This is a genomic window from Candidatus Cloacimonadota bacterium (assembly GCA_019429305.1).
Lineage (GTDB): Bacteria > Cloacimonadota > Cloacimonadia > Cloacimonadales > JAJBBL01 > JAHYIR01.
Map to the genome: position 1 here is coordinate 1 of JAHYIR010000009.1, position 17155 is coordinate 17155.

Sequence of the window (17155 nt, forward strand, 5' to 3'; positions counted from 1 at the left end):
TACCTAATACTCTTTCTGATCTCTCTAAATGTCGAATAGTCTCCTTAGTAACTCCACAATGAACAGTGATGAAATCTACTCCTGCTTCAGTTTGCTTTTCTATTTCACGAAAGAGCAAATCTTTGGTCATATCGGTGATCTCTTTGCCCTGGCACAGTAATTCATAGATAACGGAGTAGATCGGGACAGTACCAAACATGATCGGAGATTCTTTGAGTAGAGTTTTTCGGATATGTTCCAGATTACCTCCCGTGGATAGGTCCATAACGCTGTCAGTGCCATATTTAAAAGCGATATGTAGTTTTTCGATTTCTTCCTTGAGATTACATCTAACTTCAGAAGTTCCCAAATTTGCGTTTATTTTTGTACTCAAACCTTTACCAATTGCTCTAGCCGGGAATTTGTGATATATATTCTTCGGGATAACTATTGATCCCATTTCTAATCCTTCTCTGATGAATTGTGGAGTGACATTATCATATCTTGCTGCTTCATGCATTTCATCAGTGATCTTGCCTTGTTTTGCATACTGTTTTTGAGTCATTTTTTACCTCCAGTATTGTTCACAGATTGCTTTTATTCTCTGAATTTTATCTTTTAAATTATGCGATTGCATAAAATAACGAACCATAGCGATATTCTTGACACCTGTCTGTAATACCTTTTCAATATTGCTTTCATCTATGCCGCCTATGGCAACAACAGGCATGTTAACGAGAGATATAATACTTCTTAACTTTTCTGTTCCTACTACAGGATCAGGATTTTCTTTTGTCGGAGTAGCATAGATAGGTCCAAAACCAATATAATCGGGTTTATTTAATATCGCTGTATTGACTTGCTGTAGATTATGAGTTGATAACCCTCTGATTTTAGCATTAGGATAGAGCTTTTCTCCATCTTGCAGTGATAGATCGTCCTGTCCGAGATGATAACCATCTGCTCCAATTAACATTGCTAAATCCGGTCTATCATTTATGATTAGCTTTGTCTTTGAATCTTGGATGATACTATTTATGGTATTACCGATAGATAAGACCTCTTGATCAGAGAGTTTCTTTGCTCTTAACTGGAGCATTTCTATCTCTTCTTCGACACAGATTTCTGCTATTTTATCATAGGGAAGTACCGGGTCAGAGATAATGATATAAAGTCCGAAATCAGACATTTTTTCGCCCTTGCAGTTCTTTATCAATGAGTTCTGCTACTTTACAACCTGACAAGAGCATTCCACCAAAAATAGGACCCATGCGGCTCTGACCATGAACATTATTGGCAGCCATTCCACTAACATATAAACCGGGGTAAACACAACCGCTATTTTTGACTGTTCCACTCTCACCTTCTGCAACATCAAGGGAGTGTTCTCCCAATATCTTTCCAGTGAGTGTTTTAAGTTTAATATCATTCTTCCTTTCCAGATGTTGCACGACTTCTGACGGATGTCCGGTACTGTCTAAAGTAACTTTAGCAGAGATCATTAAAGGATCGACATGCATATTTTGCAGATTTACTGGTGTCCAGTTAATCACGACACCATGAACTCTATCAGTTTTAAGTATAACATCTTCAATCGAGATGCAGTTGAATAAAGTTGCTCCAGCTTTGATAGCTTGATAAATTAGAGCAGATGTAGCTTCTACAGAATCAATGGTGCATAAATCATCTGTTAAATTATGATGAGAAACTCCAATCTCTGCCAATAAATGAATAGCAGAACGTTGAATGATGATCTCGTTGAACATCATTGCCCCGCCCCACATACCACCTCCGGGCGCTAATTTCTTCTCAAAGAGAGCTACTTTGTAACCCTTTTCTGCTAATATCTTGGCAGCGATTAGTCCCGAAGGTCCTCCACCGGCAACTACTACATCATTATCCAGATGGATTTTAAGCTTATTAAAATAAGATTCGATAATTCCTAGTGATACTCTTTTTTCCATTACTCCTCCAATTTCTTTTTTTAGGAGGGTAATGCTAGTAAGTTTTGAGGTTTTTTCTACTTCCTACGCCAGCATTACCCGGATCAGGTTCGAGGGTATTTTCTCAGCCAATAAATAGGCACCCCTGAATCAGAATCATTTTCTGCAAAATTAAAACAAATAAGCGAAACAACTGTCAAGTCCTTTTTTGTCGACCAACTTTAAAGTTGAAGCTTCTTGATCAAGCGTTACTTTAGCCATCAGAGACATTGATAAAAGCCAGATATCTACCATTTATTTAGAAACTGGGAATAAACATACATTAGAAGACAATAGTTAATATATTATACAGACTAGATATCTTTGAACCCTGCGTTGTGTATATGATCTTTAAAGATATCTTGACTTAAAGAAAAAATGTGATATATTATTAAGATAGGCAATAAGTTAGAAGCTTAAACAAAAATTAATGTGGAGGAAAAAATGAGTAAGAGAGATGCTTATGTAAAGAAGGCGAAGGTTCAGATTGATAAGTTTAATGATAAGATTAGTAAATTAGAAGAAAAAGCTAAACATGTGAGTGAAGATGCTAAGTCAAAATATGAATCCAAGATACAAGATGTAAAGAAAAGTATCGAAACAATTAAAAGCAAAATAGCTGATATCCAGGAATCTGGAGAAGATTCCTGGAATGAATTAAAGCATGGTATTGATGAATCATGGAGTGCTTTGAAAAAGGGGATAAAGGAAGCTAAGTCCAAGCTTAAACATTGATGGCTTAGCAATATAACCACTAAAAATTTTTACTATCGATTTGGAAGATTAATTGCTTCAAATAAGAATGATTTGATAAATAAATGGTTATATAGACATTGCAGTGACATAATACAAGGAATAATTAGCGGTTCGAGAGACTCGTAAGAACAAGATATAAGACAATTCGTTTTGATACTAACAGAGGGTCAAAAATTGATTTATAGGGTCATTCTGTCTATATTACTGATAGATAACAGACATGAAAAGTTCATTATTGTTGAATGAAGATTTTGGTTAAGGTAAGAGAAAATAGTTTAGAAATAGATAACGGAGGAAATAAGATTATGAAGATGAAACCAATGTTGATATTAATGTTAACATTATTGACAGTAAGTTTTATATTAGCAACACCACCATTCATGTGGGATGAGAACGGTATTCCTATCAGGCAAGGTGTAAATATTGAATGGTCCAGAGCATCAGCAGTTTTGGACAATGGAACTGTCATCTATGTCTGGTCAGACACCAGATATGGAGGAAGAGACCTTTGGGCACAAGCAGTAGACGAAACTGGAGTACTTTGGGGTCCATCGGGAGTTATGGTTGACGGTAAAGATGATAGGCAAGAAGACCCTGTAGTGATCAAAACCAGTGATGGCAATGCGATTATTGCTTGGATAGATTTTCATTTCGATTCGGTTAATGGTGGAGTATTTGCGCAGAAGATTAATCCACAGGGAGAACTACTATGGGATGAGAGTGTTCCGTTATGTTTAGCTGACGGAGTACAGATATCATTAAACATAGTTCCCGATAATGACGGTGGAGCTTACATTATATGGCAAGATCAACGTTCAGGAACGATTGATATATATGGAGTTCACATAGATAGTGATGGTAATAATTATCCAGGCTGGCCGGAGAATGGACTGGCATTGGCTTCCGGACCCGGTAACCAGCAAAATCATACCTTCTGGGAAGACGGACAGGGTGGAGCAATCCTGGCTTATGTTAATCAAGATTCAGGAATTGAAGATATATATGTTTTAAGAGTTTTATCTGATGGAGAAATAGCGTGGTCTTATCCTTTAGCAACCGGTAATCAGGAACAGCAAAGTGTAAGAATGTCTCCCTTTGGAGCAAATGCTTTTGGTTTTGCCTATACAGATGCTATAAATGGGAACAGGAATATATATGTAAAAGCTATTGATATCGCCGGAAATTTTTTATGGAATGGTGATGCAATTGGTATCAACCCGGATTTTTATCTGCAAGTAAACCCCCGAGTTGCTGCCTCTGCAGATGGTAATTTTATTGTTGTCTGGGAAGATTGGGCTGAAGGATCATCAGATCTAGCTATTCAAAAACTTGATATTAACGGCGATTTCTTATGGGGTCAGAGACCTATGGTCATAGTGACTGATGAGAATAACCAAAAAAATCCCCGTATTGAAGGGGATGCAACCGGTGGTTGTTATGTTGTCTGGGATGATGCCAGAGGAATCGGTCATCCTGAAGTAGATATTTATATGCAGCATGTTACTGTTGATGGCGATATTTCTTGGGAAGAAAATGGTCGACCAGTTGCTCAGGTTCCCGGAGAAACTTTTGCGCCTCTGATTAAACCAATTGGTGATAATATCATCGTTGTTTGGGGTGATATGCGGACAGGATCTATTGGAATCTACTATCAAGCTTATGATCTGGCAGGGAATGCTGTGCTACAGGATAATGGAATTCCGGTGTATTGGGGGTTAAGTGGTGATGCTACAGAACATGTAGCAGTACACAGTGGAGATTATGTTTATGTTATCTGGGAAGATTCGCGTTATGCAAATTTTGGCAATCAGATCAAAGTCCAGAAGATCGATAGTTCTGGTAATGCACTTTTTGAAGAGAACGGAATTTCGATTGTTGATGGGCATTCTGGAACTCATCAAACCTCGTTTCGAGTTATACCTTACCACGAGGGTGGATTAGCGCTAACTTGGACTGAACAACCGGAAGAGTTTGATCTGGTTTATGTCCAAGCAATTGATGCCAATGGTAACCTTTTATGGGGTGACTTTGGAGTACGACCTTCGACTTTAGATTTTAATTTTTCTCAGGCCTACCCTAATGTCCCAAGAATATCCTATGACGGAAATGGCGGATATATTGTTGCTTGGGATGAAACAGATCAGTTAGGGGGCTTTATTCGGAACATTAAGGCACAACGTATAGTTAACGGACAGAGAGTATGGGATGATGAAGGCATTACAATTGCTTATCAGACTGGATCACCAGTTAATCATTTCTTAGAAAGCGTAACGGAAAGATATTTTGTTTGGTTTAGAGGTGGTGGAGCTGATCTTTATGTTAAAAGATTGAATGAAGATGGAACAGTAGCTGACGGTTGGGATGACTATGGAAACCTGATCTGCACTGCTCCTTCTAATAGAAGATTATCCAAATCTGTCTTAACTCCTGAAGGTCTATTGATAGTATGGGAAGATAACAGAGGTGGTACATCCAGTATTTACGGTCAGCTGATAAATGAAAATGGTCAGGTTCAGTGGCAAGAGAATGGTATTCCTCTTATCGATTATGATAACGATCAATCAATAATAAGTATCGAATATGATGATGGATATTTCTATCTCAGTTGGCGTGATGCCCGATTAGATCCGGGAGCTCAAGATGTGGCAATGCAGAAATTTGATCTAAACAGTAATTCGCAATGGGGAGATCCCTCACCATTTGTCGTTAGTAATCAGTTTGAGCAAGACAATCCAAATATGGCTAAGATAGGTGATAATCTGCTTATTGCCTGGGAGAATAATTATGGCGAGATTGGATCTGATCTATTCATCCAATTAGCAAATGCGCAGAATGGCGATCTTTTATGGGCTGTCGATGGTGAAACTCTCTGTGATGCTGAGAAGAGACAGATTATGGCTAAGATCGTACCATTTGATAATCAATTTGGTTTCGTTGTTTGGTCAGACCTTAGATCAAGCGGAAAAGAGGACATCAAAGGTTTATATGCGCAAAAAATAGATGCAACTTTTTCCAATACTGATGAAATAACTATCAAACCAACTGATCATCTGCAGCTTTACGCTAATTATCCTAATCCTTTTAATCCGGAAACGAATATCTCTTTCGATTTAGCTCGTAACGATTATGTCTCATTAAAGATCTATAACCTAAAGGGACAATTAGTAAAAACACTCATTGACAACGAGTATTTGGCTCGCGGTAGTTACCAGCTTGTTTGGTCAGGGACTGATAATAGTAACAAAGCTGTCGGTAGTGGTGTTTATTTCTACAAAATGGAGAGTGATAACATTAGCCAAGTAAGAAAAATGCTCTTATTGAAATAGAATTGAGAAAGAGAGGTAGAGTAACCTCTACCTCTCTAATAAAAAACTTTAAAGGAGATATGTTTTGCATAGAATATTTTTTATAATGTTAATCATTATACTAAGCAGCGCTTTAGGAGCACAATATCTGCCTATACCTGATTTTTACCATCGGTATGATGATATCCTCGATAAACTCTTTCTCTGGCAAGATATCTATCCGGATACGGTCATGGTGCAACAAATAGGTTATTCACAAGAAGACGATATACCAATCTACGCTGTTAAAGTGTCATCAAATGTACAAGTAAACGAAGATAAACCGGCAATTTTAATAATTGGGCAGGTACATGCAGAAGAGATTTTGGGAATTGAGGTCATAATGTATCATATTGAAGAGATACTTCAATATCGTATGGCACCACCCTATAGTCAATGGTTATCAGATCTGGAACTTTGGTTTATCCCAACTCTCAATCCTGAAGGATTACAGGTTGTTATGGATGACTGGGATGTTACATATCGTAAGAATAAACGCGACAACAACGGCAACGGGATTTTTGATTATGTGCCCGGTATAGGACAAGATATTGATGGTGTAGATCTCAATAGGAATTTTGATTTTAACTGGGTGCATGGAGATACATTATATCATCCAGGAGGCAATGAACCATTTGACTATTATCGAGGCCCATATCCGATGTCAGAGGGAGAGATTGAAGCATTACTAAACCTGCTTGACCAACAACATTTCGTTTACTCTATAGTCTGGCATTCTTCCAGAACCGGCAATTTCTCTGAAAAGGTCTTTTATTCTTATGATTGGTATAATGTTCGTCCATCACCCGATTATTACTTAGCACAATCAATTGGGCAAGGGGTAGCTAGCCAGATAAGGAAATATGGGAGTTCATTATTCTATGAAAATCTACCTTCGTTAGGAAGAACAGGTAATGCTCATGACTGGTTTTATAAAGAATATGGCACAATTCAGCTCTTGGTAGAATGTGGTACATCTAATATCCAACCACAAAGTGAAGCACAGATGTTGTCAATCGTTTCAGAAGCAAAAAAAGGTCAAAGATGGCTCTTCAATCGTGCCCTTAATGGTTATTTATCACAAAGTCCTATGTTAACCGGTCATATTCGAGATGCAACAACAAACCAGCCATTACAAGCAGAGGTTATCATCGAACAACATCATGGTAGATTTCTCACTCCACGAATGAGTGATCAACTTTACGGCAGGTATTGGCGACCATTGCTTGCTGGTATATATACAGTAACTATTAGAAAAGAGGGTTATGAAACACAGATAATTGAAGGTGTGGCTGTTAATAATTCCGCTTGGAGAATCCTCAACATTGATCTAGTCAAAAAAGCAGAAACTGTTTTTACCGGAACAGTTCTTATGGAAAATAACCCAGTAGATGCAGAAATTATTCTGACTGATATAGAAGATCACAAAATAATAGTTGAAGATGGTTCCTTTATATATGATACTTATGCAGGTGAAAGAAGGATTTTGATCACTGCCGACGGCGCTTATCCATATATTGGAACGATTTATCTGGAACCGGGGCATCATGATATCGAGATCAACTTAAGTGAAGAACACTTGATTTTTATGGAAGACTGGGACACGGGTTGTTGTCTCTGGATTATAGATGGTCCGTGGCAGACTATCAGCGAAAATTCAATGTCCGGTTTAGCAATGACTGACAGTTGGGATGGTGGCAAGAACTTCTATGCACCAAACACTGATACTTATATAACAACCAATTTTCCAATAAATTTGATTTCTTATATACCACCTTATTATCAGACCCCTTATCTGATTTTCTGGCAGCATTTATATACTGAATGGGATCATGATTTTGTTTACGTACAAGCATCTCCTGATCTCTATGCAGATCCTGAAGATTGGATTACTGTCTATAAGAATTCAGGTAAGTTTGATTGCTGGCATCCTGTTTATGTTTCCTTAGAACCATTAGTCGGAGAAGAATTTTATCTACGATTTAGGTTAACTTCCGATTCACCTGATAGCCGGTTAGTTGATCCGGGTTGGATAATAGACGACCTTAAGATCATAGCCGGAAATGCTTCATTAACTAGCATCGATTCCGATGATTTGGAAGTTCCATCTCCGAAGATCGTACTAAATCAAAACTATCCCAATCCCTTTAATCCACAAACAGTTATATCTTTCTCAATCACCAAACCTGATTTGGAAACTGCTGAAATCACAATATTTAATATCAAAGGGGCTTTGGTTGATCATATTAGATTAAGCGATGAAGATATCAAGCAGGGACAAATTGTATGGGAAGCAGGACAGCGCGCCAGTGGTGTTTACTTTTACCGTCTTTCCGTTAATGGAAAACATAAAGACATAAAAAAAGCAGTGTTAATTAAATAGATTAGATATTCCGGAGGATAAATGTTGAAACATATATTAATGTTATTATCAGTAATATTGGTCTTTTCTCTTAGTGCTATCCATCAAGATATTATACAAACTTCACAGAGTTCTGTAAATATCCAGATTAGTACAAATAGAGAAGAGATAAATGAAGAGACAATTTCACATACAGTAGCTTTATTGGCTGAAGATGCCCATATAGAGATAAATAGCATGCAAATTGCTACTTATAATAGTAATGGTGACTTGATCGAAAGGGATAGTGTAATTGATTCAGACCGAGTACGATTAATTAATCAATTTACTATGAGAGAGATGTATGGGTTTACATCTGCAGTAGAACTGGTAAAAGAAGAAAGTAATTTTAAATCTGTCATTGAAGAATTGAATTATAACATTGTCGGGACTGGGAATAGAACTATACCAGAAGAGATTAGTGAGGCATTTTATCCTGTTTATAAATCACTCGCTCTGAATTTTGACTCTTCATATTTAGTTAATCTACCTTTCAAACAACCGGCAATGATGATCATTAGTCACGATAGCGCTCAGATAACTAATACTTTAGAACCATTTATTAGATGGAAAAGAGCAACAGGCATGGAAATCACAGTAGTTAACAGAACAGATATTGGTGCTAATCCAACCAATAATATGATCAGGAATTACGTTATCAATTATTATCAAACTACTGATAACAAACCTGAGTATTTACTTTTGATTGGTGGTGCTCGAACAGGAGCTTCATTACCAATACCGACATTCTACACTGGGGCCGCTAATAATGCTAATGATCTGCCTTATGGATTGATTGAAGGTGATGATTATTTCCCAGAAGTAATGGTTGGACGTTTCTCGGTGAATAACAGCTATCAGCTGGCAACGATAGTTAATAAAACAGTTGCTTATGAGAAAGAACCATTCATGGATGAGACCGAATGGATGGAAAGAGCAATTGTAATTGCCGGCAATTACGCATCAACTTTACCGATCCCTATTACTCCGGTTCTGATGTCAAAGTGGCTAGTGGAGTTACTTTATGAGAGTGGATATACTGAAGTAGATACTGTTTTCTGGTATCCCGGTTCATCATCATTGACACAGCCGGTCATTGATGCTGTCAATAGAAGCGGGCAATATATAAACTACCGAGGTTGGGGTGATGCAAACGGGTGGCATTATCCGTTGTTTCATATCAATCATTTAGCTAATACTAATGCTGGTAGAAAATCTCCAGTTGTATCATCATTCGTTTGTAATACAGGTGACTTTATTAATTCTAACGTTAATCCATGTTTTGGTGAATATTGGATGACCATGGGTACTCCAACCACTCCAAACGGGGCAGTTGGCTTTGTTGGTCCCAGTGATCTTCATACTAGTACTGAATATAACAATGCGATTGCTTCCGGTTATCACTGGGGGATTCAAAGGGAAGGCATTAGATCTTTCGGAGCTGCTATTCTAAGGGGTAAAATGGAAATTTATAATGGCTACCCGAATAATCTGGATCCCGGTGATTGGGTTGATTTCTATTTCAGGGTCTACAATACTCTGGCAGATCCGTCGCTCAATTTATGGAAATTGATACCTTATCATATGAATCTGACACTACCTACTCAAATTGATCAGGGGACAAACTATCTGGAATTTGATGCTCCTAACTTAACAGGTGGATATGTTACGATAACTCGTGATGAAGAAAATTTTATTACTCACCGAATAGAAAATGATTATGCTTTTATTCCTCTTAATCCAGATGAAGAGGGAGATATCATTCTAACGGTTACTGCTAAGAATTATTTGCCTACAATACAGACGATTGAGATTACTTCTTCAAATAACATCACATTACTCGAATATGATTTTGCCGGTACGGCTATTTATCCCGGTGAAACTATTACACTTAACACTACACTCAAAAATTATAGTAATAATAATGTCGCTGATGTTTCAGCCACATTGAGTAGTAATTTTGAAGATTTTATCACAATTACAGAAGAGACTGTTAATTATGGAGATATTAGTGCAGGAGGGACTGCATCTGGTAGCTTCGAGTTTGAAATAGCAGGGAATTGTCCTCATCACACAGTGCTACAATTTACGTTAAATATTTCACCTACTGGTGATGTCGCAAAATTACAGGTATTGGTTGTTGGTATTCATATAGAAGTTGATGGTTTTGTAATTAACTCTCCTAATAGTATTTTAGACCCAGGAGAAACAGCAACTATTGACGTAACAATTAGTAATCATGGCATATCTGATCTTTTAAATCTCAGCACAGTTATAGAACCTTATACTGATGCTGTATATATAAGTGAAGATATGGTCAATATAGGAGATATATCTGCTGGAGAATCAAGCACTTTTTCCTTTGAAGTAGTAGTTCATGACGATACCTATGTTGGAAGAGAAGCATATTTTAAGTTGAATTTTTTTGATGCTGATGGAAGGTTTACTTACGCATTCATTAACACAACAATAGGGGAAGTAACCAATACAGCGCCTACAGGTCCATGTTATTATGGCTATTACGCCTTTGACAGTTATGATACCGATTATAGTCAAGCACCTTTGTATAACTGGGTTGATATTGATCCTGATAATGGTGGACCCGGAACGGCTGTCTGGTTACCGGATGATGGCACTATGACAATGGATATGCCTTTCACTTTTCGCTATTATGGTATCGATTATAATGAAATTTCTATCTGTTCTAACGGTTGGATTACATTCATCCCTACTGAGGAAATTAATTTCCGTAATTGGCCTATACCATCAGCAATAGTACCTAAGGGTATAATAGCCCCCTACTGGGACGACTTGAAAGGTTTAGATGAAGTTGATAATGAGCTTCGAGTTGCCTACTATCATGATGAGATAAATAACAGAATGATCATCAGTTGGTTAGATGCCTATAGTGTAGCTAATTTGACACCCAGTGGTTTGGAAAAGATACAGGTAATTCTTGAACCTAAAGCTGATGATGATGGAGATATTATTTTTCAGTATCACACTGTCTGGAACCAGAATCATACCCGTAATTATTCAACAACAGGTATTATGAACCACACCAGATTCGTAGGTTTACAGTATGCCTATGCTAATCATTATCCTCTTTCAGCTACGCCAATACAGGCAGGTTTAGCTATACGCTTTACAACTTCTGCACCAGACGAATATTATTCTACAGATGATTTGATCAATCCCAATCTTGGATTAACTCTCTTCCAAAATTACCCGAATCCTTTCAACCCCGAAACAGTTATTGAGTTCTCTTTACCCAATAGAAGCTTCGTTACTCTTGATGTTTACAACATCCTCGGGCAGAAAGTAAAAACTCTCGTTGATAGAGAATTAGATTTCGGACTACATAGATTTGTCTGGAATGGAACAGATCATTCAGGAAAAAGTGTAGGTAGTGGAGTCTATCTCTATAGGTTATCTACTCCGGATGAAACAGAAGTACGTCGTATGATCCTGATCAAGTAAAGAAAATATATGTTAATACAGATGTTGCTGATATTCTTGGATAACATTCCTCTTCAAGATATCAGTGACATCTGTTTTTTCTTTTAAAAGGAAATTCTTGAGAAGTGAAAAAGAGGTATCGTGTGAGATTGATGTTATTTATGTTACTAATTATTCTGATATTATCTGCCTGTGTTCCGGCTGATAGATATACTACCAATACGAGGACAACCCCTAGGAGCAGGTACTACCAGACTGCCAGAACTACTGATTCATTCCCACCTTCGGGAGAAGTATACCGTGTAGGTTCGACATTTAGATGGTTAACTTCATATTACGGTGAAGAATTTCATGGGAAACAAACTGCTAATGGCGAAATATTCAATATGAATGGTTTAACATGTGCACACAGAGAACTCCCTTTTGATACTTTACTGAAAGTTACAAATCCTATTACTGACCAGTCAGTAACAGTCAGAGTCAATGATCGTGGACCTTTTGTGAAAGGTCGTGATCTCGACTTAGCTCAAGGAGCTGCCCAGAGAATAGGATTGATTGATAGAGGGGTGAAAGAGCTACTTATTGAAATTCTGACTATGCCTGAATAACATGACCCCTCATCACTTGAGGCAATAAATACGAGAGAACCATTGCCACTATTAGTATGAAATAAATAGCAGAACACTCATGATGACACTGTATCGTTAATTAATGAGATTTCACCGCAAGATACTGTATTGCAATTATTCCCCTAATCCCTAAAACCTAACACCTAAAACCAAATTTTATATCCGTATCAATCCTCTTTTTCTGTCAAATCCGTGTTCTATTCATTAAAAAGGGCGGTTCGTGAACCGCCCCTACAATGTCTTTTCTTTCCTTGCCCTCTGTGCCTCCGTGGTTAATTGTTTTACCTGATCGTAATAGTTAGATTCTCATTCACATTAGGACAGATATCTAACGACGCAGTAATAAGAGCTATAGTTATTTCCTCGTCAGCATAATAAGTATTATGAGCAAAGCCATTTTCATCTGTTTGAACACTGTTGTACTCAAAAGATCCCGCAGTAGCAGAGAAACTGATTGTCAGATCAGCAATATAACCAGACTGATCTGCAAGCTGAATAAATAGTTCTGTTTCTCCATTGGGACTAAGAGTAGTACTTTCAGCTTCGAAAGTTTCTATGCCCGGCAAATCAAGTAAGTATATAATTGCTTCACCACGCACTGAAGGGAAAACTTCCATTGAAGCCGATATGGTGGTTGCTCCAAGTGCGGTTTCATATGCTATAAATCTTCCAATAGCAATGCCTTGGGTATTAGTGATTACAAATTGAGAAGTTCCATCGCCGACAAATAGACCTTGGCTTTCATCAAAATCAATAAATATCTTTGTTTCGGAGATAAAACTGGGAGTACCTTCTAATTTGAATGTTATATCTGTGTAATTGATCTCACAGTCAATTCCTTCGCCATAAAGATAATTATTTTCAACCAATATCTCCATAACCGGTTTCACACCTTCTCTTTCATCACAAGATGTAAGGAAGAAGAGAAGGCCAACTGAACATATTATGAGTATTATTTTCTTCATAGTTCTGCTCACATGGAATCGATACTTTCAATATATCGTCGGGCAGTTGCTCCAAGCCGTCTGTCGTTTTGAATTTTGGCGAATTCAGTCCGGGCTTCAGAGAATCTTTCTTCTTCAAAAAGGATCAAAGCTCTGTAGTAAATAGCATTACTATTTTGAGGATCATCTCTCAGTAATTGATTAATTTTTTCATTAGCATTAAGAAAATCTCCCCGATCGTAATATTTTGATAAGAGCAACAGGGTGATGTCACGGTTAAATCTAAGACGATTTGATCGTTCATAATACTCGATTGATTTCAACTCATCTCCGGTATCTTCATAGAATTTTCCCATATTACGGTAAATATTAACTAAAATACTCTCTGATGGTTCAGTGGCTATGAAGTCTTCATAAGCAGCAATAGCTGCTTCAGGGTTACCTGTACGGTAGTGAAGTAATGCAACATTCTGCAGAACATCAGCGTCCTGTCTGATCTCAAATGCCTTATTATACCAATGAAGAGCATTAACATCATCTTCTATAGATGTATATAAACGACCAAGGGTTCTCCTGACCACGAAATTAGGAACTCTGTTATCAAAACTCTCTAAAGCTTCGATCGCTCTTTGCGGATTATTTAAATCCCGTTCGTAAATTTGGGCGATTTGTCGAACATAAACATCATTTTGTGGTTCTAATGTTAGCCGTTTATTGATCGCTCTTATTGTATTTTCGTAGTCCTGAGCTTGATAGTAAGCAGTTTGCATGTTAGCTAACATCTGTCCAATCTTGTCTTGTAAAGGGATATTATCTTCCTCTTCTGCTCTGGTGAAATATTCAAAAGCTTCCTCATATTTTGCTGCTGCTTCATTAAATCTATTCATACTGTAGAGAGAATCAGCTTCAACAGCTGCTTCATTTCCGAGTCTTTCTAAAGGCTTATCCGGATCAGCCGTTAAAAATGTAGATGTTAATAACAGCACAACGAATAATGATATTAGAATATGTAACTTCATTATCTCCTCCCGTAGTTCTTATCTGTTCTTTTTTATTTTAATATGGACATTTGTCAACTACTTAATTCATATCTCCTTTGTGATGAATCAGTTACTTAACCATCACTTTATTTTATAACGTATAACACATAATCTTGTTCCATATTACGTATTTTTTAGGCACGTGGATGATATAGAGAGTGGTTCTCCTTTATAAATCTCAGATCGATATTAGTATAGATCTGTGTGGTGTTAATACTTGTATGGCCAAGAAGTGTTTGGACAATACGGAGATTAGCACCAGCTTCCAACAGGTGAGTAGCAAATGAGTGCCTAATGGTATGTGGAGAAATAGCTTTGCGTATCCCAGCATTACGAGAAAGGTGTTGCAGTATTTTCCAGAAGCCCATTCGAGACAGTTTATTACCGCTATAATTCAGAAAGAGTATCATAGTAGGTTTTTTAGAAGTCAACAGTGGATGAATTGCTTGATAGTAATGTTTAACAAAATCTAACGATTTACTGGCTATAGGTATGATTCTTTCTTTCCTACCCTTACCAAAAACTCTGAGAATTTCTTCATCCCAGAAGATATCATTAATTGTCAGATTTAACATCTCGGAAATTCTTATACCGGTTGCATACATTAATTCCAGCATAGCTTTATTACGAACATCAAGAGGTTTTTCTAAAGGGATAGAATCTAACAGATGAAGCATTTCATCAACTGATAAGATGTCCGGGATATGTTGTTTGTACCTCACTGATGGGATATTCATCGGATCAAAGGTTATTTTTTCATCTTCATTTATCAAGAAGCTAAAGAAAGATTTCAACGAAGATCTCTTTCTGGCTATGGAATTGTTAACCAACCCAATTTCCTGTAGAACATTGAAGTAGCGAATTATATCATTAAGTTCAGTTTTAGTTGGTTCTTTTTTCAGATAATCAAAGAAATCACAGAGATCAGATTGATAGCTGGTTATACTATTCTCAGTCAACCCCTTTTCGGTTTTTAAATAAAAAAGAAAGCTGTTGATGAATGCAGTTGTTTTGGGTGCATTAACTATCTTTTTCATGATGATAGTTTAACGCCTCTCTGGTTATGGTAACATCGTGAGGATGACTCTCTTTTAACCCTGCAACGGTGATCTCTATAAAATGAGAATTCTGTCTCAAATAAGATAAGTCAGGAGCACCACAATATCCCATACCGGCTCGAATACCACCCAATAGCTGATATAAATAGTCTTTTAATGGTCCTTTGTATGGTACCATTCCTTCAACCCCTTCAGCAACCAGTTTATTCTCTTCAACACTATCCTGAAAATAACGATCTTTACTGCCTCTATTCATAGCTCCGATAGACCCCATCCCTCGATATGCCTTGAATCTTCTTCCTTGAATAATGATAAACTCTCCGGGGCTCTCATCAGTTCCGGCAAATAAACTGCCTAACATCACAGAATTAGCGCCTGCTGCCAGAGCTTTAACTATATCACCGGAGTATTTAATGCCTCCGTCTGCAATTACCGGAATGTTCTGTTTTTCAGCTTCTTCGACACAATCGAAAATTGCTGTCATCTGAGGTATTCCTACACCTGCAATAACTCTCGTTGTGCAGATGGAACCGGGTCCTATTCCAACCTTTAAGGCATCTACTCCAATATCTATCAGGTTTTTAGCAGCTTCGGAAGTGGCAATGTTACCGGCAATTACAGCGGTTTTCAGTTTTCTTTTTATCTTTTGTATTGCTGTTACAATATCTTTATGATGACCATGAGCAGTATCAATTACTAAAACATCAACGCCTTTTTGTTCTAATTCTGCTGCTCGTTCAAAATAATCGCCTCTGACACCTATTGCAGCACCAACAAGGAGTCGTTCAGCCGAATCCTTAGCAGCATTAGGATAAGAGAGTTTCTTTAAAATATCTTTAACAGTTATCATGCCGGTCAACATACCATTTTTACTGACTATTGGTAGTTTTTCGATGCGATTGGCATGCAGCAGTGATTTCGCACTCTCTATATTGGTCCCTTCTTCAATGGTAATCAGTTTCTCTTTCGGTGTCATTAACGCTGAGACTTTCTTAGAATAATCTGTTTCAAAACGAATATCACGATTTGTTAAGATACCAACCAGTACCTTATCCTTAACCACCGGGAAACCTCCGATATGATGAACTTTGGATAGATTAATGGCATCAGCAATGGTATCATCTGGGGTTAATGTAATGGGATTAGTAATGACTCCACTTTCAAACCGTTTTACTTTCCTAACTTCTTCTGCTTGCTGTTCTATGCTCATATTTTTATGTATAATACCAATACCACCTTCCCGAGCAAGACTAATTGCTAATGTGGATTCTGTAACGGTATCCATAGCAGCACTTATGATGGGAATATTTAGTCCGATTTCCTTTGTTAAGCGAGTTCTTAGATCTACATTATTGGGTAAGATGTCAGATTTTGCCGGTACGAGCAAGAGGTCATCAAATGTGAATCCTTTCTTTGTTAAAATTTTTTTCATTACTACTCCTTTAACCCACAAACTTGGACTGAAAATCTTTTGTCAAGATTTAAGGTTGACTTTACGTTTTGGTTTAGTCTACTTGCAAGATTAATTACTTATCTCATTTTTAGGTTATTCTTAGAAACAAT

Annotated in this window: 12 protein-coding genes and 1 riboswitch; of the genes, 5 read left to right on the plus strand and 7 right to left on the minus strand. The window is 37.4% G+C overall.

The window, feature by feature from the left end:
- From K0B81_05305 to K0B81_05315, 3 genes are all read right to left on the minus strand, one after another.
- Positions 1-544: phosphomethylpyrimidine synthase ThiC (locus K0B81_05305; protein ID MBW6516018.1), on the minus strand; the 544-nt coding region annotated here is incomplete at its 3' end.
- A gap of 3 nt (positions 545-547) precedes the next feature.
- The gene (thiE, locus tag K0B81_05310; protein ID MBW6516019.1) at positions 548-1168 is read right to left on the minus strand and encodes a thiamine phosphate synthase; all 621 of its coding nucleotides are present in this window, start codon (positions 1166-1168) and stop codon (positions 548-550) included.
- Positions 1161-1943, minus strand: a complete 783-nt coding sequence (locus K0B81_05315) for a sulfide-dependent adenosine diphosphate thiazole synthase (protein ID MBW6516020.1) — start codon at positions 1941-1943, stop codon at positions 1161-1163. Before K0B81_05315 ends, thiE begins: the two co-directional genes overlap by 8 nt.
- 43 nt (positions 1944-1986) lie before the next feature.
- Positions 1987-2079: riboswitch (TPP riboswitch) on the minus strand.
- 326 nt (positions 2080-2405) lie between these two features.
- Here K0B81_05315 and K0B81_05320 point away from each other — a divergent pair.
- From K0B81_05320 to K0B81_05340, 5 genes are all read left to right on the plus strand, one after another.
- On the plus strand, positions 2406-2696 hold the full coding sequence (locus K0B81_05320) for a hypothetical protein (protein MBW6516021.1): 291 nt from the start codon (positions 2406-2408) through the stop codon (positions 2694-2696).
- Positions 2697-2959: 263 nt separating this feature from the next.
- Entirely contained in the window at positions 2960-6043 is a 3084-nt protein-coding gene (locus K0B81_05325; GenBank protein MBW6516022.1) for a T9SS type A sorting domain-containing protein, read from the plus strand.
- 64 nt (positions 6044-6107) lie between these two features.
- On the plus strand, positions 6108-8444 hold the full coding sequence (locus tag K0B81_05330; protein MBW6516023.1) for a T9SS type A sorting domain-containing protein: 2337 nt from the start codon (positions 6108-6110) through the stop codon (positions 8442-8444).
- Between the two features lie 21 nt (positions 8445-8465).
- Positions 8466-11942 (plus strand): T9SS type A sorting domain-containing protein, encoded by a 3477-nt coding sequence (locus K0B81_05335; protein ID MBW6516024.1) that lies wholly within the window; start codon positions 8466-8468, stop codon positions 11940-11942.
- A gap of 140 nt (positions 11943-12082) precedes the next feature.
- Entirely contained in the window at positions 12083-12529 is a 447-nt protein-coding gene (locus K0B81_05340; GenBank protein MBW6516025.1) for a septal ring lytic transglycosylase RlpA family protein, read from the plus strand.
- A 302-nt stretch (positions 12530-12831) separates the two neighbouring features.
- On the opposite strand, the gene K0B81_05345 is transcribed toward K0B81_05340, so the two are convergent.
- The 4 genes from K0B81_05345 to guaB form a co-directional block, all read right to left on the minus strand.
- Positions 12832-13515, minus strand: coding sequence for a hypothetical protein (locus tag K0B81_05345; protein MBW6516026.1), 684 nt, complete (start codon positions 13513-13515; stop codon positions 12832-12834).
- 8 nt (positions 13516-13523) lie between these two features.
- Complete coding sequence (locus tag K0B81_05350) at positions 13524-14513, minus strand: tetratricopeptide repeat protein (GenBank protein MBW6516027.1); 990 nt, start codon at positions 14511-14513, stop codon at positions 13524-13526.
- A gap of 155 nt (positions 14514-14668) precedes the next feature.
- A complete protein-coding gene (locus K0B81_05355) occupies positions 14669-15571 on the minus strand; it encodes a tyrosine recombinase (GenBank protein ID MBW6516028.1) in 903 nt (300 codons plus the stop codon).
- On the minus strand, positions 15555-17024 hold the full coding sequence (guaB, locus tag K0B81_05360; GenBank protein ID MBW6516029.1) for an IMP dehydrogenase: 1470 nt from the start codon (positions 17022-17024) through the stop codon (positions 15555-15557). Before guaB ends, K0B81_05355 begins: the two co-directional genes overlap by 17 nt.
- Positions 17025-17155 lie beyond the last annotated feature (131 nt).